The 24838-nt window shown below is 39.4% G+C and carries 16 protein-coding genes; 6 read left to right on the forward strand and 10 right to left on the reverse strand.

Annotation, left to right across the window (positions count from 1 at the left end; translation table 11 throughout):
• Positions 1-597: 597 nt before the first annotated feature.
• Both CLV48_RS05555 and CLV48_RS05560 read right to left on the reverse strand, forming a co-directional pair.
• A complete protein-coding gene (locus CLV48_RS05555) occupies positions 598-774 on the reverse strand; it encodes a histone H1 (protein ID WP_106566277.1) in 177 nt (58 codons plus the stop codon).
• 102 nt (positions 775-876) lie between these two features.
• Complete coding sequence (locus CLV48_RS05560; RefSeq protein ID WP_106566278.1) at positions 877-2127, reverse strand: aminotransferase class I/II-fold pyridoxal phosphate-dependent enzyme; 1251 nt, start codon at positions 2125-2127, stop codon at positions 877-879.
• A gap of 181 nt (positions 2128-2308) precedes the next feature.
• On the opposite strand from CLV48_RS05560, the gene accC reads away from it, so the two are divergent.
• Genes accC through CLV48_RS05575 form a run of 3 tightly spaced genes read left to right on the forward strand, consistent with a single transcriptional unit; the run spans position 2309 to position 5684 of the window.
• Positions 2309-3811 carry an acetyl-CoA carboxylase biotin carboxylase subunit gene (gene accC / locus CLV48_RS05565; protein ID WP_106566279.1) on the forward strand — a complete coding sequence of 501 codons (1503 nt, stop codon included), beginning with the start codon at positions 2309-2311 and terminating at the stop codon, positions 3809-3811.
• Complete coding sequence (locus tag CLV48_RS05570) at positions 3811-5112, forward strand: DUF1015 domain-containing protein (RefSeq protein ID WP_106566280.1); 1302 nt, start codon at positions 3811-3813, stop codon at positions 5110-5112. The genes accC and CLV48_RS05570 overlap by 1 nt, the downstream gene beginning before the upstream one ends.
• Positions 5109-5684, forward strand: a complete 576-nt coding sequence (locus tag CLV48_RS05575; RefSeq protein WP_106566281.1) for a Maf family nucleotide pyrophosphatase — start codon at positions 5109-5111, stop codon at positions 5682-5684. The genes CLV48_RS05570 and CLV48_RS05575 overlap by 4 nt, the downstream gene beginning before the upstream one ends.
• A gap of 168 nt (positions 5685-5852) precedes the next feature.
• Here the strand turns inward: CLV48_RS05575 and CLV48_RS05580 are convergent, their stop codons facing one another.
• The 3 genes from CLV48_RS05580 to sdaAB are packed head-to-tail and all read right to left on the reverse strand — an operon-like array spanning position 5853 to position 9195.
• Positions 5853-7157: an efflux RND transporter periplasmic adaptor subunit gene (locus CLV48_RS05580; protein WP_106566282.1), complete on the reverse strand. Its 1305-nt coding sequence runs from the start codon at positions 7155-7157 to the stop codon at positions 5853-5855.
• Between the two features lie 14 nt (positions 7158-7171).
• Entirely contained in the window at positions 7172-8515 is a 1344-nt protein-coding gene (locus CLV48_RS05585) for a TolC family protein (protein WP_106566283.1), read from the reverse strand.
• A gap of 2 nt (positions 8516-8517) precedes the next feature.
• Positions 8518-9195, reverse strand: coding sequence for an L-serine ammonia-lyase, iron-sulfur-dependent subunit beta (gene sdaAB / locus CLV48_RS05590; RefSeq protein WP_106566284.1), 678 nt, complete (start codon positions 9193-9195; stop codon positions 8518-8520).
• A 166-nt stretch (positions 9196-9361) separates the two neighbouring features.
• Here sdaAB and CLV48_RS05595 point away from each other — a divergent pair, with 166 nt between their 5' ends.
• Positions 9362-10183 carry an aminotransferase class IV gene (locus tag CLV48_RS05595; protein WP_106566539.1) on the forward strand — a complete coding sequence of 274 codons (822 nt, stop codon included), beginning with the start codon at positions 9362-9364 and terminating at the stop codon, positions 10181-10183.
• Positions 10184-10355: 172 nt separating this feature from the next.
• On the opposite strand, the gene CLV48_RS05600 is transcribed toward CLV48_RS05595, so the two are convergent.
• The 5 genes from CLV48_RS05600 to CLV48_RS05620 all read right to left on the reverse strand — a co-directional run bounded on the left by CLV48_RS05600 (position 10356) and on the right by CLV48_RS05620 (position 20329).
• Positions 10356-12497, reverse strand: coding sequence for a glycoside hydrolase family 97 protein (locus CLV48_RS05600; RefSeq protein ID WP_106566540.1), 2142 nt, complete (start codon positions 12495-12497; stop codon positions 10356-10358).
• Entirely contained in the window at positions 12494-15205 is a 2712-nt protein-coding gene (locus tag CLV48_RS05605; RefSeq protein ID WP_106566285.1) for a cation-translocating P-type ATPase, read from the reverse strand. Before CLV48_RS05605 ends, CLV48_RS05600 begins: the two co-directional genes overlap by 4 nt.
• Positions 15206-15321: 116 nt before the next feature.
• A complete protein-coding gene (locus CLV48_RS05610) occupies positions 15322-16620 on the reverse strand; it encodes an acetyl-CoA hydrolase/transferase family protein (protein WP_106566286.1) in 1299 nt (432 codons plus the stop codon).
• A complete protein-coding gene (locus tag CLV48_RS05615) occupies positions 16617-19253 on the reverse strand; it encodes a cation-translocating P-type ATPase (protein WP_106566287.1) in 2637 nt (878 codons plus the stop codon). The genes CLV48_RS05610 and CLV48_RS05615 overlap by 4 nt, the downstream gene beginning before the upstream one ends.
• The gene (locus CLV48_RS05620; protein ID WP_106566288.1) at positions 19250-20329 is read right to left on the reverse strand and encodes a site-2 protease family protein; all 1080 of its coding nucleotides are present in this window, start codon (positions 20327-20329) and stop codon (positions 19250-19252) included. The genes CLV48_RS05615 and CLV48_RS05620 overlap by 4 nt, the downstream gene beginning before the upstream one ends.
• Positions 20330-20721: 392 nt before the next feature.
• Here CLV48_RS05620 and CLV48_RS05630 point away from each other — a divergent pair, with 392 nt between their 5' ends.
• Together CLV48_RS05630 and CLV48_RS05635 are read left to right on the forward strand one after the other, a co-directional pair.
• The gene (locus tag CLV48_RS05630) at positions 20722-24099 is read left to right on the forward strand and encodes a methylmalonyl-CoA mutase family protein (RefSeq protein WP_106566290.1); all 3378 of its coding nucleotides are present in this window, start codon (positions 20722-20724) and stop codon (positions 24097-24099) included.
• Between the two features lie 491 nt (positions 24100-24590).
• The gene (locus CLV48_RS05635) at positions 24591-24827 is read left to right on the forward strand and encodes a (2Fe-2S) ferredoxin domain-containing protein (RefSeq protein ID WP_106566291.1); all 237 of its coding nucleotides are present in this window, start codon (positions 24591-24593) and stop codon (positions 24825-24827) included.
• Positions 24828-24838 lie beyond the last annotated feature (11 nt).

Genomic DNA, 24838 nt, shown 5'->3' on the forward strand with positions numbered 1-24838 from the left:
TTTCGGGTAAAAGATGACAAAAACTAAATTTAGGCGATGATTTTAGCGAATTAAAGCTGGCGCTTGATTTTACAGTAGGTGGTGGTCATATTAAGACGAAGTCTTTGATTCGCTTTAATTCTACAAGCTCCGAGCTCCTGATATGGCAGATCTTGAGAAAAGCACAACTAAAATTCGTGCAATTGGTGTAATTCGTGGACAGAAAAATATTGTCCACGAATTACATGGATTTCCACGAAGAGATGCTTTTCGGGTAAAAGATGACAAAAACTAAATTTAGGCGATGATTTTTGCGAATTAAAGCTGGCGCTTGGAGTTACGGTCGTTGATGGTCATATTAAGACTAAGTCTTTGATTCGCTTTCATTCTACAAGCTCCGAGCTCCTGATATGGCAGATCTTGAGAAAAGCACAATTCAAATTCGTGCAATTGGTGTAATTCGTGGACAGAAAAATATTGTTCACGAATTTCACGGATTTTCCTGAAATAGTTTATTTAAAGAAATTAAGGAAAGTATTTTGGGTTTATTATCAATCACCAATTAAACAAAAAAGGTGGTCTATTCAGACCACCTTTTTTATGTAGATTTCACGAAAATCATCCAGCATTTTTCTTATCCTGAACTTCTTTACGGATGTCTTGCGCCAAAGTCTTAAGGTCTTGCATGCCTTTTCTTACTCTGGTTCCAGCTGCTTGGTTGCCTTTGCTGTAGAACTTGTCGAAGTCAGCCTCCAAACCCATCACAAGATTTTTAATTTCTTCAAATCTGTTCATAATCAAAAGTTAATTTTTAGGTTGATGATAAGTTTAATTTTTCGTTCAATATAGTCAAAATGTTTATAAAACAACAATCTGGCGCACTTTTTCGATTTTTTTTTATTCACCAAAAGACATGGCTAACTCAGTAGACTTGTAATATCCACTGCTTAGCTTATCCTTAACTGCCTCAAATGCAGCTATTGTTTCAGCTACATCTTCCAAAGTATGTACCGCTGTAGGAATCAATCTCAAGATAATCATTCCCTTTGGTACAACTGGATAAATTACCACAGAACAGAAGATATTGTAGTTTTCCCTAAGGTCTTTACTCAAAGTAGCAGCTTCTCCTACAGTTCCATTCAAAACCACCGGTGTTACAGGTGAGTTGGATTTTCCTGTACTGAAACCTTTTTCTTGAAGTCCACTCTTAAGTGCATTAACAATTTTCCAAAGATTGTCCTTCAGTTCTGGCTTAGATCTCAATAGCTCTAACCTCTTCAAAGCTCCTTCCACTAATAGCATGGGTAAGGACTTTGCGAAGATTTGGGAGCGCATATTGTATTTTAGATAACGGATTACATTGGCATCCCCGGCGATAAAAGCACCAATTGAAGCCATAGATTTAGCAAAAGTAGAGAAATAAAGGTCAATTTGATCTTGAACTCCTTGCTCTTCTCCTGTTCCAGCTCCTGTTTTTCCCATTGTTCCAAAACCATGGGCATCATCAACCAATAATCTGAATTGATATTTTTCTTTTAGTTTAACTATTTCGGCAAGTTTTCCTTGGTCACCTGTCATACCAAAAACGCCTTCAGTGATAACAAGAATCCCGCCGCCAGTCTCTTCAGCAAGCTTGGATGCCCGTTGAAGCTGCTTTTCACAGTTTTCAATATCATTGTGAGGGAAAACATACCTTTTGCCTAAGTGCATCCTTAACGCATCTATGATGCAGGCATGGCACTCACTGTCATAGACTACTACATCTTTTCTGTCCAAAAGGGCATCGATGGCAGACATAATACCTTGGTAACCGTAGTTCAACAGGTAAGAACTTTCTTTGCCTACGAATTCTGCTAATTCACGCTCCAATTGCTCATGGAGATCAGTCTGACCGGACATCATTCTAGCTCCCATAGGATAAGCAGCGCCCCACTTAGCTGCAGCCTCAGCATCAGTTTTCCTGACTTCGGGGTGATTGGCCAATCCCAGGTAGTTGTTTAAGCTCCAGGTCAACACTTCCTTGTCTTTAAATTTCATTCTTGGAGCGATTTCTCCTTCTAGTTTAGGAAACATAAAGTATCCCTCAGAAAGATCCGAATGCTTGCCCAATGGGCCAAGATTAGTGTGTAGTTTGTCGAATAAGTCCAATGTCTTATGCTGTTTTATGTTACATTTTTGTTCTAAGGTTCAGACCTTAAAATCGGCCAAAAGTAATATAAATTGTCCATCCTTGCAAAAATCAAAGGGCTTTTCAAATTTTCTTTCACTTACTCGTTTTATTTTATTTATTTCGTGAGTTGAGCCTTTTTGACAGAAATAAACCCTGAATATGCGAAAAATCAATAAGCTATTGGTTGCCAATCGTGGAGAGATCAGTTTGAGGATAATGAGAACTGCCAAAGAAATGGGAATCAAGACTGTAGCCGTTTACAGTGAAGCGGATAGAAATGCACCCCATGTGAAATTTGCTGACGAAGCTGTATGTCTTGGACCTCCTCCATCCAATCAGTCATACTTATTGGCAGATAAAATTATTGATGCCTGCAAATCCCTAAATGTTGATGCGGTACACCCAGGGTATGGCTTTTTATCAGAAAATGCCACTTTTGCCAAAAAGGTAACTGATGCAGGAATCATTTTTGTTGGGCCATCCCCCGAATCTATAGAGGTTATGGGAAGCAAACTGGCAGCAAAAAATGCAGTGGCAAAATATGGTATTCCCATGGTTCCCGGTACAGAAGAAGCCATTACCGATATTCAGGCAGCAAAATTAAAAGCGGAAGAAATCGGATATCCCATCTTGATCAAAGCCAGTGCCGGTGGAGGTGGAAAAGGGATGCGTATAGTCAAATATGAGGCTGAATTTGAGGAGCAAATGCAGCGAGCTATTTCTGAAGCACTCTCGGCTTTTGGGGATGGAGCAGTATTTATAGAGAAATATATAACTTCTCCCAGGCATATTGAAATTCAGGTCTTGGGAGATGTGCATGGAAATATTGTTTACTTGTTTGAAAGGGAATGTTCCGTTCAGAGAAGACATCAAAAAGTTATAGAGGAAGCTCCTTCCGCAGTTGTTTCACCAGAAATGAGGAAGGCAATGGGTGAGGCTGCAGTTCAGGTAGCCAGAGCCTGCAATTATTATGGTGCTGGTACCGTAGAATTTATTGTAGATGAAAATCTGAACTTTTATTTCCTGGAGATGAATACCCGCTTACAAGTGGAACATCCGGTTACAGAAATGATCACCGGTAAAGACTTGGTGAAAGAGCAAATTTTAATTGCTGAAGGCAGGCCACTTAGTTTCAAACAGGGAGATTTAATAATTAACGGTCATGCCCTTGAGATAAGAGTATATGCGGAAGATCCTAAAAATAATTTCCTTCCTGATATTGGCAACTTGATGACTTATATCCGTCCCCAAGGACCTGGAATTAGGGTAGATGATGGGTTTGAGCAAGGAATGGATATTCCCATCTTTTATGATCCTATGATCGCTAAATTGATCACACATGACGAGACTAGAGAGAAATCTATTCAAAGAATGATCCGGGCAATTGATGATTACCAGATTACAGGTATAGAAACTACACTAGGTTTTTGTCGCTTTGTGCTTGAACATGAGGCTTTTACTTCAGGTAACTTTGACACCAAATTTGTTGAAAAATATTTTAGTCCTGAGAAGTTGGAAGTTCAATGGGATGAAGAGGAATTGGCATTGATGGCCTCTTTGGCGGTAGATATTTTTGAGAAAGAGAAAACTAACCTGAAACGGGTCACCGGTCAAAATAGAAATGGTATGCCAAGAACCAACTGGAAAAACCGATTGATTTGATGGCCGAAATCCTACCCATTAAAGCCTGGAGGTACAATGAGCGTTTTTCTGCTAATATAGAGGAATACACTTCTCCTCTATTTGATGTAGTTTCTAGTAAACAAAGGCAAGCGCTTTATGCTAATCCCTACAACAGTATCCATCTATCTGTTCCTTTAGGAGATAGCCCCGCCCAAAGAGCGAAAATCCTTCTAGAGGAGTGGAAACAGTCTAAAGTAATTCAACAGGATAAACTACCCGGCATTTATGTATATTACCAATATTTTAAATTTCCAGGTCAAGAGGAGGAGTCAGTTAGAAAAGGCTTTATCGCTCATATAAGAGCCTATGATTGGGAAGAAGGTGTGGTTTTGAGACATGAAAATACAATCTCAAAAGCAGTAAATGACAGAACTGAATTGCTTAAGGCTACTCAATTTCAGTCTAGCCCCACACATGGACTTTATGAGGACCCTTTGCATCTTTTAGAGCCCTATATGGATGCTGCCATAGAGGATCCAATATATGACTTAGAGGATTACCAAGGAGTAAGGGAAGTGCTTGCTGTCATTCAGGATGTAACTTTGATCAAAAAGTTTGTTGAGGTAATTGGCAATAAGAAAATTATTTTAGCTGATGGTCATCATCGGTATGAAGGGGCTATTGCCTTAAAGAAAGAAATGGAGAAAGCCAATCCACTTCATTCTGGAAAGGAAGGATATAATTACCACATGATGTATTTTACCAATGCCCTTTCCAAAAATTTAAGGATTTTGCCTACTCACAGGCTTTTCAGAGAAATTGCGCTTTCGGAGGAAGAAATCACCAACCGCCTTCAAAATTGGTTTATTGTAAGGAAACTCAACGAGGTGGATGAGATTATGGAGCTGATCCTACAGAAGCAATGGGCTTTTGGTTTAGTGTTTCCTGAAAATGCCTATAAGATCAGTCTCATTCCTGAGAAAATAAAGGAATTTGACCATCATGTTCCTGAAGTGATCAAAACAGTTGATCTGATGGTATTACATTATTTTTTCATTGACAAGGTTCTGGGAATCCCCATGTCGGAGCAGCGTTTTTCAGATCATATCGAATATGAAAGGAATCTGCATCGCTGTTTGCAGAAAGTAGAGTCTGGAAGTGCTTCATTTGCTGTCATTACCAAAGATGTTTCCATGAACCAGGTCTTGGATGTTTGCAAGAGTGGCTACACTATGCCTCAGAAATCCACCTATTTTTACCCTAAAACTCTTTCGGGTTTGCTTTTTACTTCCATTGAAGAATCAGAGTTTAATTTTCCATATGAAGCCTTTATGCCATGATTGACCTCAAAGGAAAACAACTGATACTGGCTTCCCGGTCTCCAAGGAGACAGGAACTGCTCAAAGGCCTCCATCTTGACTTTGAAATCAGAATCAAGGAAACTGAAGAGGATTTTCCTGCTGACATGCCAGCTGACCAGGTGGCTCCCTTTTTATCCGAAAAGAAGGCAAAGGCTTTTGAATCTGAACTAAACGAGGGCGAGCTGGTATTGGCTTCCGATACTGTGGTGGTATTAGAGGGAAAAATTTTGAATAAACCCTCAGACAGTGCAGAGGCAAAAGAAATGTTGAAGTCCCTTTCTGGAAATGTCCATGAAGTCATGACCAGCATTACCATCCTGTCCTCTGAAAAAATGGTAACCCAACAGGATATTGCCAAAGTGACTTTCAAAGGGCTTTCTGATGAAGAAATGGATTTTTATATCACCCATTTCCAGCCTTTTGATAAGGCCGGGGCTTACGGCATTCAAGAGTGGATTGGATTTATAGGTGTGGAAAAACTGGAAGGCTCATTTTATACCGTAATGGGTCTGCCAGTGCATTTAGTTTACAGAGTATTAAATGAATGGTAATTCCTGCAAAAACTAATATTTTCCGAAATTAATACATTAGGACTTTTTTCATGTGTTTTCCGAGCATTTTTGCATATATGAGTTTGAAAAATTACTATAAATTTGTCCGTTCAAAAATCCTGTAAAAAATAACAAAGAGGCCAATTTTGGCCTCTTTGTTATTATCTTTTATTTATCCTTTTTTTCCGGATTGTTGATTTTAATGGCATCCCCATCCTTCAATTGACGGCTCACTACAAAATAAGGGCCTGATATGACTTCCTGACCTTCTGTAACTCCCTCTAGAATTTCAATATTGTCAAAGTCTGAAATTCCTGTTTTAATTTCCACCATTTTTGCCCTTCCATTTTCAACCACAAAAACCAATTCTTTTGACCTTGAAGATCCGTCTTGATTTTGGGTTGTTTGATCCTCCCGGGTGGTGACAGCAGCCAAAGGTACAGCTAGGACATTATCCTTTTTCTGGGTTATAATATCAACACTTGCGGTCATTCCAGGTCGGAATGGGAACTTGTTTCTTTCAGTTATAAGATCAGCATAGGATTCATTTAGAATTCTAATTTTAACCTCAAACTCAGTAACTGCATCTGGACTGGCTTTGGTATTGGCAGAATTGGCAATGGAAGTAACGATTCCTTTGAATTTTTTACCTGAAGAAGAATAAGAATCCACATCAATAATGGTAGTATCTCCCAAATTGATTCTGATGATGTCATTTTCATTGACATTCACACGAACTTCCATTCTGGAAAGATCAGCCAATCTAAGCATTTCTGTACCGGCCATTTGTTGGGTACCGACTACCCGCTCACCTTTTTCTACAAGTAACTTGGAAACGATTCCATTTACCGGAGAATAAACATTGGTAAGTCTTAGGTTTTCAGCAGCTTCATTTACTGTTGCTTGTGAAGATTTTACAATAAATTCTCCTGCCAAAACAGTTTGTTTTGCTGCATCCAAGTCGTTTTTGGCAGTTTGGAAATTAGCCTGAACCTGTTCCCAATCAGCATCTGAAATAACTTTGTCTTTGTATAGTTTTTCATTTCGCTTGAATTCAAGCTCAGCTCTTATGAATTGAGCTTCAGCTCTCTTGAGATTTGCGTTAGACTGCGCAAGGTTTGCTTGGTTTTGGTTGAGGTTGGCCCTTGCCCTATCCAATGCAGAAATGAAGTTGTCAGGACGGATCTTTACCAGCAAGTCTCCTACTTTGACAGAATCTCCTTCGATAACATTCAATTCGATTATTTCACCAGCTACGTCTGGGCTGAGTTTTACTTCAATTTCAGGTTCAACTACTCCGGAAGCACTTACTTTCTCAGTTATAGAAGACTTCTTGGCTTTGGTTGTTTCTGCCATAATCTCCTTTTCTCCACCGATCCATCCGGCGGATTTACCTATTATGGCAAAAAGGATAATTGCGCCTAAAACACCTAGAAGGATATAAATCAGTTTGTTGGATTTTTTCTTAGCCATCTTTATTGCTATGATTAAAGTTTGAGGGGGTTTCCTAAATAAAAGTCAAGAACTTTGACCCTAAATATGTATGTATATTTTGATGTTACTAAATCAGCCTGTGCATTGAAATAGTTGTTTTGTGCCAATTGATAGTCTGCAAAGTTAATAGCGCCTGCATCAAAACGCTGCTGTGCAATCCTAAAGGCCTCTTCCAAAGAGGAAACCCTAATCTGTGAAGCCTGATAGGACTGTCTGGAAGCATAAGCATTGGTATAGGCACTTTCTATATCCTGCCTAAGTTGATTCTTAGTTTCGGATTCTTGGATTTCACTGAGTCGTTTTTGCAATCTTGCCCTTTGGACATTGGCCCTATTCCTTAAATTTGAAAGTATAGGAATGTTTAACTGCATATTTGCGGAATTGGAGAAGTTGTTCCTCATTTGGGTTCCGAAGTCAAGCCTTTCTCCCATGAAAAATTGATCCACATAGTTTGAAAATGCACTGGCTCCAATACCCAAAGTAGGCATATAGCCCCCTCTTGCGATTTTCACTCCAAATTCAGCACTTTCAATTCCCAACTCCGCGGCCTTCACCTCAGGCATCAATTCAAATGCGATTTCAAAAATTTCATCTACTTCTCTTTGTGTCAACATGTAATTCTCAGGGTCTAAATCCGGAGCAATTACGTCAAGCCTGTTATCAAAAGGAATCTGCATGGCCTGGGCAAGATTCAGCTTGGCTATTCTTAAATTGTTAGAAGCATTAATTACTTCAAGTTCATTGGTGGCATTTTGTGCCTGTATATCCAATTTGTTGGCTAAGGGTAGAGCGCCCGCATCAACCAGTTTTGTAGTAACAGAAAGTTGTTCCTTGGTAGTGGCCAGTTGATTTTCTGCAATTTTTAGTTGCTCTTTTGCAAAAACCACATTGATAAATAAATTGATCACGTTTAATGTGATAGTGTTTTCCGTGGCTTTGACATTGTACCTTGCAGCTTCAATATCGGTCCTACTTTGCTTAATTGAATTGGTGATCTGTTGACCGGCAAACAAGGTCATGTTGGAGTTGCCAAACACGTTGATATTGCCAATCCTATTATTTTCAAATAGGTTGGTTACGGGGTTGATGGAGCGGCCCCATCTATACCCTGTGCTTGCGCCAGTAGAAAGGGTGGGAATCCTTTGCCCTTGATTGCCTATTAAATTGGCCTCCTGGTTTGCAAGATTCACCTGACTCCTTTGCAGGTTCAAATTATTCTCTAGGGCAATATCAATAGTCGTCCTCAGATCCAAATTTTGGATATTATAATTCTGAGAATGGCTCTTGAAAGAAATCAGGAATAACAATAAGAAAGAAAAACTGTAGAAAATTTTCATATTTAAAGGTCAATGTCCGGAATATAAATCAATTGTTTTATCCAAGGCAAACTTCTTAGGTATTCTATGGTCATAGGTCTGATACCGGAATCCATTTCAATTACATGGCAGGCCAAATCGTTTTTGCCTTTTCTGGATACAGACATAGTAGCAATGTTAGTTTTTTCCTGCGCAATTACAGATGAAATAAAAGCAATAGCACCAGAAATATCATCTGCCTTGATAATCAAGGTATGCATCTGTGCGGAGAAATTGGCGTTGAAGCCATCTACTTCAGCTATGTTAATTACACCTCCACCTAGGCTTTCCCCAATAACCTCTATTTTCTGATCCCCCTTTTTGAGGTTGAGCTTGATGGTATTTGGATGATAAATGGAAGCATTACCTATGGATTTGAATGTGAAGTTCAGTCCTTTTTCTTTGGCCAGGTCAAAGGAAGTTTTGATGCCGGGATCATCTGTTTTTAAATCCAATAATCCACCTAAAATCGCCTTGTCACTTCCATGTCCTTCATATGTTCTGGCAAAGGAATTATAAAAAGTTATGGTCGCTTCTTCCGGTGTTCCTCCCAAAACCCTAATTGCCGCCCTTGCAATCCTTACAACTCCTGCGGTATGGGAAGAAGAAGGCCCTATCATAACAGGTCCGATCATATCAAAAACACTACTTTTATTGCCCATTGCCTAACTCTTTTCAATTAACGTGCTAAAGTAAAAAGTTTTTCGGTAATGTGGATTGTTTTCTACACAAAGCATATTTTTTTGAAGAAATAATGTGGTAATTTTTATTAATTTTATTCTTCCTTTATGAAAGCAAAGTAAGATTTGTTCAAAAATGAACATGCCTGTGAACGATTTTGATACAATTTATCTTTATAAGCAAGGAAGCGGGAATTGGTCTTCCGAACCAATTGAATGGCATAACCGTGGATTCTTGTTTGGGGATGGACTGTTTGAAACAATGGTCTTGATCCATGGTAAAATCCGATTCAATGATCAACATTCCGAAAGGTTATCCCAGGGGTTAGATCAGCTTGGGATTGATCGTGACAAGATTTCAACTTTGGACCAAATTGAAGAAAAAATCAATGAGTTGACCTTCCGTTCATCTATTCTTAGGGTCAGATGGAACATTTTTAGATCTGGAATGGGGAAATATGCTCCTGAAGATAATTTCTCTTCCGAATCACTTATAATCCAAACATTTCAAAAAGCTCCGGCAATTAAATTTAATGCCTATATTAGTTCTGCTTTTAGGTTGCCGGAAACTCCCTGGAGCCACTGTAAAACACTCTCTGCATTACCCTATGTGATGGCTGGTCAGGAACGGTCATCTTTAGATATGGATGAGGTGATTTTAAAAAATACAAAAGGATTTATTTCTGAAGCGGGAGCTTCCAATGTTTTTTGGGTAAAAAACGGTATTTATTATACACCTTCACTATCCTGCTCCTGCATAGCTGGAATTGGAAGAAACCGGGTAATTCAACGATTGAAAGATACAGGAAAGATGATCATTGAAGGTGAATTTCAGGAAAGTGAACTTTTGGTTGCTGAAAAAGTCATCACCACAAATGTTACTGGTGCCAGCTATATTTTTAAAATTGGAGAAGTGAAATTTGATACAACTCCGGATCCTTGGATAGAATCTGTTTTTGAGGGTACCTGAACTTTGGGATATTTTATAAGCTCAGAACTAACCTAAGCAAATTTTCCTATTCAGGGGTATGACAAGGCCATTGGCCTATTTTTTATGATCTGGCATATAAGCAGATATCAATGAAAATGAAATCTAAAAAAAGGGAGCAAAACATGCATTTGCTCCCTTTTTTTAGAATATTTTATAACTTTCTCAAGCCTTTTGTAGCTGATTTATCGGCTTCTGTAATACTTATGGCATATCCTCCACCTGGAGCTGAAAATTGAGAAAGTTTTGATTTGTTGCTTACCAAAAATCTTTTGATAGTGTAAGCCTGTGGATTATTTCGGTAATGGGCTTCCTTAGCATCAGTATAAATGGTGGCTATGTAGGATTTGTTTGGTTCCAAAAAGTCAAAAGTAATATTTGAAAGCCGACTTTCATTTCCGTTGACATTACCGACATACCATTCTTTTTTGCCTTTAGCTTTTCTGGCTATGGTAAGGTATTTTCCTGGTTCGGCTTCCAAATACCAGGATTTATCCCAGTCCACGGCTACATCTTTGATAAACTGGAAGGCATCGATGAATTTTTCATAATGTTCAGGAAGATCAGCAGCCATCTGAAGAGGACTGTACATAGTCACATAAAGAGCCAATTGATTGGCTAGGGTGCTATTCACCCAAGAATTATTTTCCGGGTTAAGTTTACTGATGTCCATTTCAAAAATGCCCGGTGTATAATCCATGGGCCCACCTATAAGTCTTGTAAAAGGTAGGATTGTAACATGGTTGGGTTTCGATCCACCAAAAGCCTGATATTCTGTGCCCCTTGCGGATTCGTTGGCAATCAAATTCGGCCAGGTTCTACCTACTCCAGTTGGTCTTACTGCTTCATGTGCATTTACCATAATCTGATAATCTGCAGCTTTTTCTATGGCGTATTGGTAGTGGTTGACAATCCACTGACTGTAATGGTTCTCTCCAATGGGTAGAATATAGCCCACATAACCACTTTTCAAGGAGTTATAACCATTGTCTTTCATGAACTGGTAGGCCAGATCCAGGTGACGTTCATAGTTCCTGACCGATGCGGAGGTTTCGTGGTGCATGATCATTTCCACTCCCTTACTTTTGGCATATTGACGGATTTCAACCAGATCAAAATCAGGGTAGGGTGTAACAAAATCAAAAACATAATCTTTGAAATTTCCAAACCAATCTTCCCAACCCACATTCCAACCTTCCACCAGTAAGCCATCAAAACCATGTTCTGCCGCAAAATCAATGTATCGTTTGACATTTGCCGTAGTTGCACCATGTTTTCCATTTGGCCTGGCATTGGAATAGTCAATAGAATTCAAGTCAATTGCCGCATAATCATCTGTATAATGCCAGGTGCTTTTTCCTGTTATCATTTCCCACCAAACACCCATATACTTCATTGGTTTGATCCAAGAGCTATCCTTAATTTTGCTAGGCTCATTGAGATTGTAGGTAATTCTTGAAGCCAAAATTTCCCTGGCATCATCACTGACTATGACAGTTCTCCAAGGGCTTTGGCCGGGTGCTTGAAGATATCCCTTATCACCAATTGCATCTGGTGTCAACCAAGATTCAAAAATCATGTTTTTGTCATCTAGGTTTAAATGCATAGTTGAATAATTGATCAATGCAGCTTCATGCAGATTAATGTAAAGTCCATCATCAGTTTTCATCATCAAAGCCGTCTGAACCCCGGTTGGTGAGAATGAAGTCTGAGAAATATTTCCAGTAATGGCTGATTCCATAAGCCCCCTTATTTCCGAAAGCCTGGATTCTGTGTAATCATATTCCTGAGTATCATAGTCGCCTGCGATCCAAAATGCCAAATGGTCTCCTGCCATTGCAAATTGTGTCCGTTCTTCTTTCAGTACAAAATGAGCCAGATTGGATTGAGCAGGAAATTCATAACGGAAACCAAGCCCATCATCAAAAAGTCTGAACCGAATGATCAAATTCCTTGAAGTGGAAGGCTGCTCCAGATGGATTTCCATTTCATGGTAATGATTGCGGATTTGGGATTCTTCTCCCCAAACAGGTGCCCAGATTTCATCAAAGTTATTATGCTTTAACTCAAAAATTTCAAATCCATCCAATAACGAAGGTTTGTTTTTCAATTCCAGCCCAAGTTTGCTGGGCAAAATCACTGGTTTTCCTTTGTAGGTTAATGTATATGTTGGCACTCCCTGATTTAATTCAAATCCCAGCTCAAGCAATCCATTAGGAGATTTCATTGTCTGTGACCAGACAAGAACAGGGATGAAAAGAAAAAACAAAAAAGGTAAAGTCAGTCGTAATCTCATAATTGTGGTTTTAATTTGTTGTACAATATTTTGAAAATTTCCATTGCAAAAATTATAGGAAGAGCCAGTGTCAGAATAATGCCCCATTCTGAAAGAGTGATCGGATGAATCCTTAGCAGTTCCTGCATAAAAGGGATGTGCATACTTACAATATGAACGCCCTGTGCTGCAATTACCAATATGATCAACCAAAAGTTCTTGACCAAGGGAATCCTGAAAGTTGATTTTCTCTCGGATCTACAATTAAAAATGTGAAAGTTTTGAAGAAAAACCATCAGCAATAAGACTAAGTTGCGGGCATACTGTTCTTCCATTTTCAAGTAATTGATCAAATAATACCAGTATCCAAATGCCATTGCTCCGATTATAAAGCCTGAGACAAGGATTTGCTTACTCATGATCTGATTGAAGATACCTTCACTTGGTTTCCTTGGCTTCCTTCTCATGGTTTCAGGTTCGCCTGCTTCAAAAGCAAGGGCTTTATCCTGTATACCATTGGTCACGAGGTTGAGCCAAAGCAGTTGGACTGCCAAAAGCGGCAAGGGTAGTCCGGCTATTATGGCCATAATAAACATGAACACTTCTGCTGCTCCTGTGGAAACCAATAAATAAATCACTTTTCGGACATTGTCATAAGCAAATCTTCCTTCTTCCACACCGGCCACAATTGATGAAAAGTTATCATCTACCACAATCATTGCCCCAACATCCTTTGCAACATCGGTACCAGATCCCATTGCCACTCCCAAATTGGCTCTCCTAAGGGCAGGGGCATCGTTCACACCATCTCCTGTGACTGCTACAAATTCCCCCGCCTTGATGAGCACATCCACAATTTCGAGTTTTTGTTGCGGTGAAACCCTTGCAAAAACAGAAGCTGAGGCTACCGATTCTCTGTATGCTTCAGTATCTGGATTTCCGGCTTGACTCAGCATTTTTCCAGTCACCACGGTTTGGTTTTCATCATGGATTCCCAATTCTCTTGCTATATTTCCTGCGGTGGCTGGATGGTCACCTGTAATCATGATGACCTTAACACCTGCTTTTTTACATTTTTCTACAGCTGATTTTGCCTCAGCCCGCAGTGGATCAATAAAGCATATCAATCCAATGAATTCTAAGATTGGAATTTGATTTTCCAATTCTGATCCAGATTGCAAAGAATCAGCTACCTCGCCCTCTGCAAAAGCAAGGACCCGATATCCTTTTTCTGCAAGATCATTGGCTTGTTGAAGTATTTTTTCCTTGAAATAGTATGAGTTCTCAGGGGCCTTACAGTAGTCCAAAACTGTTTCCACAGCACCTTTTATCCCACAGTGAATACTGCCTCCTCTTTTGTAAAAGGCAGCAGCATATTTTTTTTCTGATTCATAAGGGATTTTACCCAAAGATTCAATGCTGTTTCTGATAGTTAATGGGCTCATGCCGGCTTTTATACCCAAACCCAATAAGGCTACGTCCATGGCATCACCAAAATGTTGCCATAGCCCATTTTTAATTTCCAGTCCTGCCTCATTGGCCAATATGGAAACTTCTATAATTTTTATCAACTCTGGATAATCATCTAAAGAAGTAAGTCGCTCGGAATTATTTTCTGGTAAAATTTCCCCCTCTCCATTATAACCCTCTCCTGATATATTAAAAGCCAGACCATCTGGAAAAAAAATTTTCTTTACAGTCTGTTGGTTGACAGTAAGAGTACCAGTCTTATCGCTGGCTATTACTGTACAACTGCCCAAACTTTCCACTGAAGTTAATTTTCTTACAATGACATTTCTTTTTGCCATCCTTTTGGTCGCCACAGCCAGGGCTACTGTAAGTGAAACAGGTAAACCTTCCGGAATGGCTGATACCGCCAGTGCTACTACAAAGAAAAATATGGACGCCATATCCATGCCCTGAAACCGTAATAGCATTGCCAGTATGACACTCAATACAATTACTATATAAGCAATGTTTTTGGTGAATTTCTCCATCCGGTGGATCAATGGTGGTTTGGCTGATTCACCTTCAGAAACATTCTTTGCTATTTTCCCCACCTCTGTTTGGAGACCAGTGCTCACTACTATTCCCATTCCTCTCCCGGACATGACTGTAGAGCCGGCAAAGGCCATATTTTTCCTGTCAGCTACTACAGTGTCTTTTTTGATCACATCAGTATTTTTGATTACAGCTTGTGATTCACCTGTAAGGAAACTTTCATCTATTTCAAGACCAAGTGTTTCAACAAGCCTCAAGTCTGCAGGAACTTTATTGCCAGATTCCAAATAGACGAGATCCCCTGGAACCAATTCTTCTGAATCTAGGTGCTGTGCAGTATTATTTCGCTTGACCTTAGACCGAATTCGCAGGAGTTTTTGCAAACTTGCAGCACTTTTCTCGGCATTGAATTCTTGGTAAGTACCAATAATGGTATTGATAAGGATCACAAGAAATATAAAAATTGCATCCTCACCTTCACCAATTAGGATAGATGCTACAGCCGCAGCAATCAAAATAAAAATCAGAGGATTGAAAAGTTGACTGAAAATGATCTTCCATATACTGATTTTGTGTTTATCGGGAAGTTTATTTGGGCCAAAGTTTGCCAAGCGGACTTTTGCTTCTTTGGTATCAATACCATTTGCTGAAGTTTTTAAGATGTTATAGACATCTTCTTCACCGATTGAGTGCCATTTTTTATCTGATATTGAAGATTTTTTGATCATTTATAGGTCATTTTTTAGATTAAAATCAATCTTAATTTGATCTCATCAACATCTAAAGCTTTTAATGCTTTACGAAATATTTGCTTTTTCAATCACCAAACCAGAGCATTGAGTAACTAAGATAATATTTTAAATTTTCTTCCAAACCTTTCGAAAATGGATTTGTCAAGATTTTCCCTATGGTCTGGATGGGCAATATTCATCAGGGCTTCAGCTCTTTGCCTTAGATTCTTTCCATAGAGGTATGCTACTCCAAATTCAGTCACTACATAGTGAACATGAGCCCTGGTGGTAACTACACCAGCCCCTTCTTTGAGGAAAGGGACAATTTTGCTGTTCCCGTTTTTTGTTTCAGATCTCAACGCCAAAATAGGTTTTCCTCCTTCAGAAAGTGCAGCCCCACGCATAAAATCCATCTGTCCTCCCACTCCTGAATATTGGAAGCTTCCAATAGAATCTGCGCAAACCTGACCTGTAAGATCTATTTCAAGGCAGCTGTTGATGGCAACCATCTTGGGGTTTTTGCGGATAATAGCTGAATCATTGACATATTCAGCTTCTTGAAATGTAAATAATGGGTTATCATGGATAATGTCATAAAGCCTTTGGGTACCCGCAGCGAATGAAGTCAAGACTTTTCCTTTGTGTTTCTTTTTGTAAGCATTGGTGATGGTACCCGACTCCAGAAGATCAATGATGCCATTTGAAAACATTTCCGTGTGCACTCCCAAATCTTTATGGTTTTTTAATGCTGCTAAAACAGCATCAGGAATAGCACCAACCCCTAATTGAAGGGTTGATCGGTCCTCGATTAGTTCAGAAATGTATTTTCCGATCTGCCTTTCAGCGTCGGTAATTTTTTCTAAGTAATTGATCTCATGAAGTGGTTGGTCAGCAAAAACCACTGCATCGAATTTACTGAAGTGAATGTGGCCATCTCCATGGGTTCGAGGCATCTTTGGGTTGACCTGAGCGATAACGGTCTTTGCGGACTCCACTGCGGCTTTTGCTATATCCACCGAGACCCCTAAGGAGCAAAAACCATGAGCATCCGGCTCAGAAACATGGACTATGGCCACATCCAAAGGCATAATTTTTCTTCTAAATAGTTGCCCGATTTCACTCAAAAAAAGAGGGATATAGTCTCCCCTTGCTGTATTGACAGCACTTCGGACATTGCTGGAAACAAAAAATGTATTGAAGAAAAAGCTTTCTTCAAATTCTTCCCCGGCCAACGCCATAGGGCCAAATGTGGAAATACTTATCAATTCCACATTCTTAAGCTCATCTTTTCTTTTTGCTAATTCTTGGAGAAGGAATGTAGGAGTGGCGGCACTTCCATGGATAAATACCTTTTGATTGCATTTAATCAGATCTAAAGCATGGGATGCTGTAGTATAGGAGAATGTTTTCATGAAACACGGAATTTATAATATTTATAGATTTCAGTAACCCAAAATACCAAAGAAGAAAGTCCTGCCCACAACAAGAACTCCTCGAATGAAATGGGCTTGAATTTAAAGGCAATAGAAAGTACAGGTACTTCAATAATTAGAATTGTAATCAATGTGGAAATCAGTAATGCATAGTTCAACCATTTGTTTGAAAATATTCCAAGGGAAAACACAGACCCGCTCAAGTTTCTCATATTTATGGCGTTGAACAGTTGACTGAAAGCTAAGGATATAAACACCAGCGTCCTTGCTTTTTCGATTCCCTCATCGAGATGCCACCAAAAAGTAAAAATTGCCAACGAGGTCATAATCAAGGTGCTGATGACTAAATATGGCACAATGCTTCTATTGATGATGTTGTCATTTTGCCTGATCGGGGGGGAATTTAATTCATTTCCTTTGCCTTTTTCTGTAGCCAAAGCTTTGTCACAAAAACCATCTGTAACTATATTTATCCATAAGATCTGTGTGGCGGTTAAGGGTATCGGTAATCCAAATATAACTGTTAATATAAGCGTCATGATTTCTGCAAAATTGGTGGTGATCAAAAAGAAGGAAGTTCTCCTGGCATTGTTAAAAACTATTCTGCCTTGTTCAACAGCCCCGACAATAGTGGCAAAATTATCATCAGCCAAAACCATCATTGAAGCATCTTTGGCCACATCAGTTCCCATGATGCCCATAGATATTCCGATATTGGCTTGTTTGAGGGCAGGAGCGTCATTGACACCATCTCCTGTCATGGCTACAAGAGCGCCATTTTTCTGAAGGGACTTGGCAATTTTCAGCTTCATCATTGGAGTCAGCCTCGAAAAAATATCAGCTTCCTGAACTGCCCTGTCAAATTCTTCTTCTTCCATTTTAGCAAGATCCATTTCACAAAATACTTTTTGTCTTCCTTCTCTCACAATTCCAACATCTTTGCCTATGGAATAGGCTGTTGAGGCATGGTCACCTGTGGCCATGATTACCCTTATTCCAGCTTTGTGACATGATTGGACGGCTTCATAAACGCCATGTCGGGGAGGGTCAACCATTCCAGCTAGGCCGACAAATTCCAGTTCAAGTTCTCCTGATTTATTTTCTTCCTTTTTGGCCAATGCCAGCACCCGGAGACTTTCAGATGACCAAAGGTGTAGTTTGTCTTCAATGAGGGATTTGTTCAATAAAGGTATTTTCTTTCCTTCTTTATCCCTGGTTTCTGTGCAGAGTGATAGAATAGCTTCTGGAGCACCTAGGTAAAATCTGATCTTTTTTCCATCTTTTAGCACGAGCGTTGACCTGTATTTGAGATCAGAATTAAAAGCTACATCCTCTAAGATTGTCAATTCTTTAGATTTTCCAGCTTTATTTCCCAAAACCAGAAAGGCAGCTTCTGTGGGATCACCAGTAATCTGGTAATGGCCTTTATCATTTATTTCAATGGAAGAATTATGGCAGTGGGATGCAATTTCAAAAAGTTGCTCAATGCTCAAAATGTCCGCTTCACTTCCATGAAACTGTCCGATACTTTCCCAACCTTCTCCTGTAACTTTGACATCGTTAGTTTCAGGCATCCAAAGACGCGTTATCGTCATTGTGTTTTGGGTCAAAGTCCCGGTTTTATCAGTGATGATGGTATCAACAGAACCCAAACTTTCAGTTGCTGTGATCTCCCTAATGATGGCATTTTTTTTGGACATCCTATAGGAACCTATGGCAAGAACGATGGAAAGGACGGCTGGAAGGCCCTCTGGAATTGTAGCCACCAAAGCAGCTAAAGCAATCAAAAAAGATTCCGAAATGGGGATTTCTTGAAACCATCTGGTGACCAGAAAAAGTACCGTAGCAGTTCCTAATGCAATCAATGCCATTAGTCTTGCCAGTTTGTTTGTTTTTTTCTGAAAACTTGATGGTTCCCGTTCAATTTTACTCAGTGAACTTGCAATCTCTCCAAATTGGGTATTGAGACCTGTTGAGGTGACAACAGCCTTTATGGATCCGGAGTTGACAAATGTACTTTTCCAAACCATGTTGGATTTGTCTCCTAAAGGGATATCTTCCTGTAGTATGGTGTCAAATTTTTCTACAGGAACAGCCTCGCCTGTTAAAGAAGATTCGGTCACCCGGGCATTTTTTGAATAAATGAGCCTAGCATCTGCGGGTATATTGTCACCTTCTTCCAATACAAGAATATCTCCTGGTACCAAATCTATGGCATTGATTGTTTGAAGGAAACCCGATCGTAAAACCTTGCATCTTTGAACCAATAAACTTTTTAGAGCTTCCAATGCTCCCTCGGCACGGTATTCTTGTAAAAACCCGATCACAGCATTGATAAGAATTATGGCTAGGATGACATAAACATCTAAAAAGTGCCCTGTGAGGATTGAAATAAAAACAGCCACCAATAATATATATACCATCAAGTTGTTGAATTGCTTGAGGATAATTTCTCCGATTGGTTTTTTCCCGGGCTCAGGGATTTCGTTTTTTCCAAAATACTGAAGTTTATCCAAAACCTCAGAAGGCTCTAGCCCATTTTCATTGCTTCCCAATTGCCGGAGCACTTCGTTGCCCGAAAGCGCATGGGGAGCCTTCAGAAATGGTTTCATTGATTAAGGGCCGTTTTTACCAAAATAAGCTCACTGATATTTTCTTGGTCTAGGATACCAAGGAAATGCCCGTTTTCAATAATAAAAGCTACTTTTTTATTTTGGGTCAACATGAGCTTCCATGCATCGTCGAGAGGGGAATCGATATCTAATTTAATCGGATTGAGATCAGAGAATTTTTCGATATAAGCATTTTCTCCTCCCGTTTCCAAGCCTTTAATAATTTCATTCCTGCTTATTGTCCCTATTGCTACATCATCTTTTACTACCACAAAATGAGTGGCCTGGGAATTCAAAAGCTTCTCCACTGCCTTGGACAGGGGGGCATTGTAACCAAGAATCTGGAAATGGCTCATCAGCGCATCTTTGACTTTGAATCCTTTTAAGAAGCTTTCTTGTTGGGTATGGGCTACTTCAGCACCTGCTCCTAGGAAAATGAAAATCCCAATCAGAACCAATATGGGATTATTGAACAAGCCAAAGAAGACAAAAAAGATTGCTAAAAACTGACCTATTCCACCGGCTATTTGGGTAGCTTTTGCTCTTGGAAGCTTAATGGAAAGAAAAGCTCTCAGTACCCTTCCTCCATCCATTGGGAATGCCGGCAGCAAGTTGAACAATGCTAATATCAAATTAGCAGAGGCTATATATAGCAACATGGTGTTTGGCTGGATTTTGATTTCTTCCAAACTTTGGATATTGTAACCTGTGAAACTTAGAACGATGGACAGGATAATAAATAAGGCAATATTGACCAAAGGTCCTGCAATGGCAACCCATAATTCCTGCTTGGGGTCTTCTGGCAGTTTTTCAAGCCGTGCTACACCACCTATAGGATAAAGTACAATGTCTTTAGTCTGAATACCGTAACGCTGTGCGGCAAGGGCATGTCCAAATTCATGCATGACTACACAGGCAAATAGGGCCAGCACAAATAAAATAACCCAAAGAATGTCCATCATCGGAATTCCCTGTCTCATATTTGAAATTATGATCCAAAGTAAAAGCAATGAAAAAGTCCAATGGATGAAAACTTTTACATTCCTGTAACTTCCTAAGTAGAGGGAAAATTTCATGATCTACAGATTTAATATGTCCATTAATTTAAAGGTTTAATCCTTCAATAGCATAAAATTCGGAGGAATTAATTAGGAAAATCATGATGAATGTCATTTTTGAAAATGATATTTCAAAAATCTGCTTTTGGCAAAAACCGGGAATGGTCCAACTTTTTATATTTAAAGGGTAATATTTTATTATATTCTGCTATTGTTGTTTATTTTAGAACATTATTTTTATTATTGTTGATTTTAAAGAAAGTTCAAAATTTTGTTTTGAGTTATAGAGACATTGTGGATTTGATTAAGCGTCTTTTTTATTATATTCGCAAGCAGTTATGCTGCTGATGATCTGTTAATTCTTAGGACAGATTTATCTGGATTAGATTAAAAGAAAAACTCCTAATATAATGTCTTATTCACAGGAAATATATAAACCCAAAAACCACATTAGGATTGTGACGGCCGCATCTTTGTTTGACGGACATGATGCAGCTATAAATATCATGCGTAGAATCATACAGTCAACCGGGTGTGAAGTAATCCATCTTGGGCATAACCGTTCTGTTCAGGAAATAGTGGATTGTGCCATCCAAGAAGATGTTCAGGCTATAGCCATTACTTCCTATCAAGGTGGACATGTAGAATTTTTCAAGTACATGTTTGACCTATTGAAAGAAAAGGGAGCGGGGCACATTAAAATTTTTGGAGGTGGTGGAGGAACCATTTTACCAGAAGAAATCAAGGAACTGCATGAATATGGTATTTCCAGAATCTATTCTCCAGATGATGGCAGAGCAATGGGGCTCCAGGGGATGATCAATGATTTGGTTCAAAAGTCGGATTTTCCTGTCGGGCAAAATGTAAAGAGTTCCGTTCTAGATAAAGCTGATAAATCCAGCATTGCAAGATGCATTTCAGCGGCTGAAAATTATCCGGAGGAAAGTAAGTCTATTCTTGAGGAAATAAGGAAGATTTCTTCGGACAGCAAAACACCTGTATTGGGGATAACAGGAACTGGTGGTGCCGGCAAATCATCTTTGGTGGATGAATTGGTAAGGAGATTTTTATTGGATTTCAAAGACAAGCATATTGCCATTATTTCAGTGGATCCATCTAAAAGAAAGACTGGAGGGGCATTATTGGGAGATAGGATCAGGATGAATTCTATAAATCATCCAAGGGTCTATATGAGATCTTTGGCGACAAGGCAATCGAACTTGGCACTTTCAAAATATGTGCAGGATGCTGTGGATGTGGTCAAGGCAGCCAGTTTTGATCTGATTGTACTGGAAACCTCAGGAATAGGTCAGTCCGACACAGAAATAATAGAGCATTCTGATATGTCCTTATATGTGATGACTCCGGAATATGGTGCGGCAACCCAACTCGAGAAAATTGATATGTTGGATTTTGCTGATGTGATTGCCCTGAATAAATTTGATAAGAGAGGTGCACAAGATGCGCTACGCGATGTCAAAAAACAATTCAAGAGAAACCATAACCTTTGGGATATTGCTGATGAAGATATACCGGTTTTTGGAACTATTGCCTCTCAGTTTAATGACCCCGGAATGAACAACCTCTATAAAGCGGTAATTCATAAGCTTGCTGAAAAGACTGGAGCTGATTTGGCAACTTCATTCGAGGTTACCAAAGAAATGTCCGAGAAAATTTATATCATTCCGCCTTCAAGAACCCGCTATTTGTCAGAAATATCTGAGAATAACCGTAATTATGATAGGTGGGTGGAGGAGCAAAAAAATGTTGCTCAAAAATTATACAGTGTCCAAAAGTCGATTGAAGCAGTTAAGTCAGCCAAAGTTTCGGATCAGGACAGACTGATCAAAGAACTTCAAGAGGTGTATGACCAATTGGAATTGGAGCTGGATCCCAAAAACAAAAAATGGTTGGAGGAATGGCCTCAAAAAATGCAGCATTATGCTGATGATTACTATATTTTTAAAGTGAGGGATAAGGAGTTGAAAGTCAAGACTTACCATACTTCTCTGTCCCAGTCCAGAATCCCGAAGGTATCACTTCCAAAGTATGAGGCATGGGGAGATCTTTTGAAATGGGGCTTAAAGGAAAATGTGCCGGGAGAATTTCCTTATACTTCAGGAGTTTTTCCTTTCAAAAGGGAAGGAGAGGATCCTACAAGGATGTTTGCAGGGGAAGGTGGACCGGAAAGGACAAATAAACGTTTTCACTATGTGTCTAAAGACATGCCTGCCAAAAGACTTTCTACGGCATTTGATTCGGTAACGCTTTATGGTGAAGATCCTGATTATAGACCTGATATTTATGGTAAAATCGGTAATTCCGGAGTGAACGTTTGCTGTTTGGATGATGCCAAGAAATTATACTCAGGCTTCAATCTTGCGGATCCTTTGACTTCTGTTTCTATGACCATCAATGGGCCTGCAGCTACTATGACGGCTTTTTTTATGAATGCTGCTATTGATCAACAGTGTGAAATATATATCAGGGAAAATGGTTTGGAAGAAGAAGTTAATGCCAAAATTGACGCGATTTACAGGGGTAGGGGTTTGCAGAGGCCTAGCTACAATGCCTCCATACCGGAAGGCAACGATGGATTGGGATTAATGCTTTTAGGCGTTACCGGCGATCAGGTACTTCCTCATGATATTTACCAGCAAATCAAAACCAAAACCTTGGCTTCTGTCCGAGGAACTGTTCAAGCAGATATCCTGAAAGAGGATCAGGCACAAAATACCTGTATTTTTTCAACAGAGTTTTCATTGAGATTGATGGGAGATGTGCAGCAATATTTTATCAATCATAATGTAAGGAATTTCTATTCTGTTTCTATTTCTGGATACCATATTGCAGAGGCAGGAGCCAATCCTATCACCCAATTGGCGTTGACTTTGTCCAATGGCTTTACTTATGTAGAGTATTATGTGTCCAGAGGGATGGATATCAATAAATTTGCTCCTAATCTTTCATTTTTCTTCTCCAACGGCATTGATCCCGAATATGCCGTAATCGGTAGGGTGGCCAGAAGAATTTGGGCAAAGGCCATGAAGCTGAAATATGGTGCCAATGATCGTTCCCAAATGCTGAAGTACCATATCCAAACTTCTGGGAGATCTCTACATGCACAGGAAATTGACTTCAATGATATCAGGACTACCTTGCAAGCACTCTATGCAATTTATGACAACTGTAATTCCCTGCATACCAATGCTTATGATGAGGCAATAACTACTCCGACTGAAGCATCTGTTAGAAGGGCGATGGCAATTCAGTTGATCATCAATAAAGAACTTGGTTTGGCTAAAAATGAAAATCCAACCCAAGGAGCTTTTATCATTGAGGAGTTGACCGACCTGGTTGAAGAGGCTGTTTATGCAGAATTTGATAGGATTACCGAAAGGGGAGGAGTTCTAGGGGCCATGGAGACCATGTACCAAAGAGGAAAAATCCAAGAAGAAAGCCTCCATTATGAAATGTTGAAGCATACAGGGGAGTATCCGATCGTTGGGGTAAACACATTTCTATCTTCTGAAGGTTCACCAACAGTCATCCCTGGTGAGGTAATCAGGGCAACTAAAGAAGAGAAAGAGGAACAAATTGAAACCCTTAACCGTCTTCACAATAGACACAAAGAAAAGGCCGAAAAAGAGCTGGAAGAACTTCAGAAAGTTGCTGTCCAAAATGGCAATATTTTCGAAAAGTTAATGGAAGCAACCAAATTCTGTTCCTTAGGTCAGATTACCAACGCCTTGTACGAAGTAGGAGGTCAGTATAGGAGGAATATGTGATAGGAGAAGCGAGAAAATAGAAGCGAGAATCTACATAAAAAACTCAAGATACAAGACGCAAAAAATCGGTTAAGGGGGATTTCGGAAGGCGGATTTCGAGACGGAGCGTATAAATATGATCCCTTTGGATCATTTTAACGACGGGCCAGTTTGGAGTGGAGGTGAAAACTATTAAGGATTTAAGGTTTTCATTAAGGTAATTGCTTGAAATGATGACAAAACCACCCCGATGGGGGTTTAAATCCCTTAAGGGTAGGGGTTCGCCCGGGGCTGAGAGGTAATTTTGATATTCAGGAATCCCGACTCTTAGGGAGTCGAACCCTAGAGAAGAAAATAAAATAAGTGTCAAGTAAAATCAGGACGTTACAGGATATTGGATATATTTAGAAACTTGGTACTGGTGGACCAAGTTTCTTTTTTTTAAACTTGTCAGCTTACAGTTTTGATATTTCTTGATTAAATTATAGGATTATCTGCTAAAATTAAAGTCTATGTCACCTTACCGAAAATTCATTTTCCTATGTAACGGTTCTGACTGTAAGAAGGCAGGTAGTAAAAAATTGGGTTCGGGCATCAAGGAGCTAATCAATTCAGAAGACCATAAAGGGAAATTTAAGCTGATCAAAACGAAATGTATGGACTTTTGTAAGTCAGCTCCTGCAGTCATTATACAAAATGAATTGATCAAAAAAGCTGATATCGACGATATTGAGGCAAAAATAAAATAATTGAAAAAGGC

The sequence above is a fragment of the Cecembia rubra genome, from assembly GCF_003014575.1.
GTDB lineage: Bacteria > Bacteroidota > Bacteroidia > Cytophagales > Cyclobacteriaceae > Cecembia_A > Cecembia_A rubra.

What these genes read in the sequence shown, in the direction of transcription:
- CLV48_RS05615 (WP_106566287.1), bottom strand. Translation starts at nt 19,253, where the DNA reads ATGAAACCATTTCTGAAGGCTCCCCATGCGCTTTCGGGCAACGAAGTG.
- CLV48_RS05585 (WP_106566283.1), bottom strand. Translation starts at nt 8,515, where the DNA reads ATGAAAATTTTCTACAGTTTTTCTTTCTTATTGTTATTCCTGATTTCT.
- CLV48_RS05580 (WP_106566282.1), bottom strand. Translation starts at nt 7,157, where the DNA reads ATGGCTAAGAAAAAATCCAACAAACTGATTTATATCCTTCTAGGTGTT.
- CLV48_RS05575 (WP_106566281.1), top strand. Translation starts at nt 5,109, where the DNA reads ATGATTGACCTCAAAGGAAAACAACTGATACTGGCTTCCCGGTCTCCA.
- CLV48_RS05635 (WP_106566291.1), top strand. Translation starts at nt 24,591, where the DNA reads ATGTCACCTTACCGAAAATTCATTTTCCTATGTAACGGTTCTGACTGT.
- CLV48_RS05605 (WP_106566285.1), bottom strand. Translation starts at nt 15,205, where the DNA reads ATGATCAAAAAATCTTCAATATCAGATAAAAAATGGCACTCAATCGGT.
- CLV48_RS05570 (WP_106566280.1), top strand. Translation starts at nt 3,811, where the DNA reads ATGGCCGAAATCCTACCCATTAAAGCCTGGAGGTACAATGAGCGTTTT.
- CLV48_RS05555 (WP_106566277.1), bottom strand. Translation starts at nt 774, where the DNA reads ATGAACAGATTTGAAGAAATTAAAAATCTTGTGATGGGTTTGGAGGCT.
- CLV48_RS05600 (WP_106566540.1), bottom strand. Translation starts at nt 12,497, where the DNA reads ATGAGATTACGACTGACTTTACCTTTTTTGTTTTTTCTTTTCATCCCT.
- CLV48_RS05620 (WP_106566288.1), bottom strand. Translation starts at nt 20,329, where the DNA reads ATGAAATTTTCCCTCTACTTAGGAAGTTACAGGAATGTAAAAGTTTTC.
- sdaAB (WP_106566284.1), bottom strand. Translation starts at nt 9,195, where the DNA reads ATGGGCAATAAAAGTAGTGTTTTTGATATGATCGGACCTGTTATGATA.
- accC (WP_106566279.1), top strand. Translation starts at nt 2,309, where the DNA reads ATGCGAAAAATCAATAAGCTATTGGTTGCCAATCGTGGAGAGATCAGT.
- CLV48_RS05610 (WP_106566286.1), bottom strand. Translation starts at nt 16,620, where the DNA reads ATGAAAACATTCTCCTATACTACAGCATCCCATGCTTTAGATCTGATT.
- CLV48_RS05630 (WP_106566290.1), top strand. Translation starts at nt 20,722, where the DNA reads ATGTCTTATTCACAGGAAATATATAAACCCAAAAACCACATTAGGATT.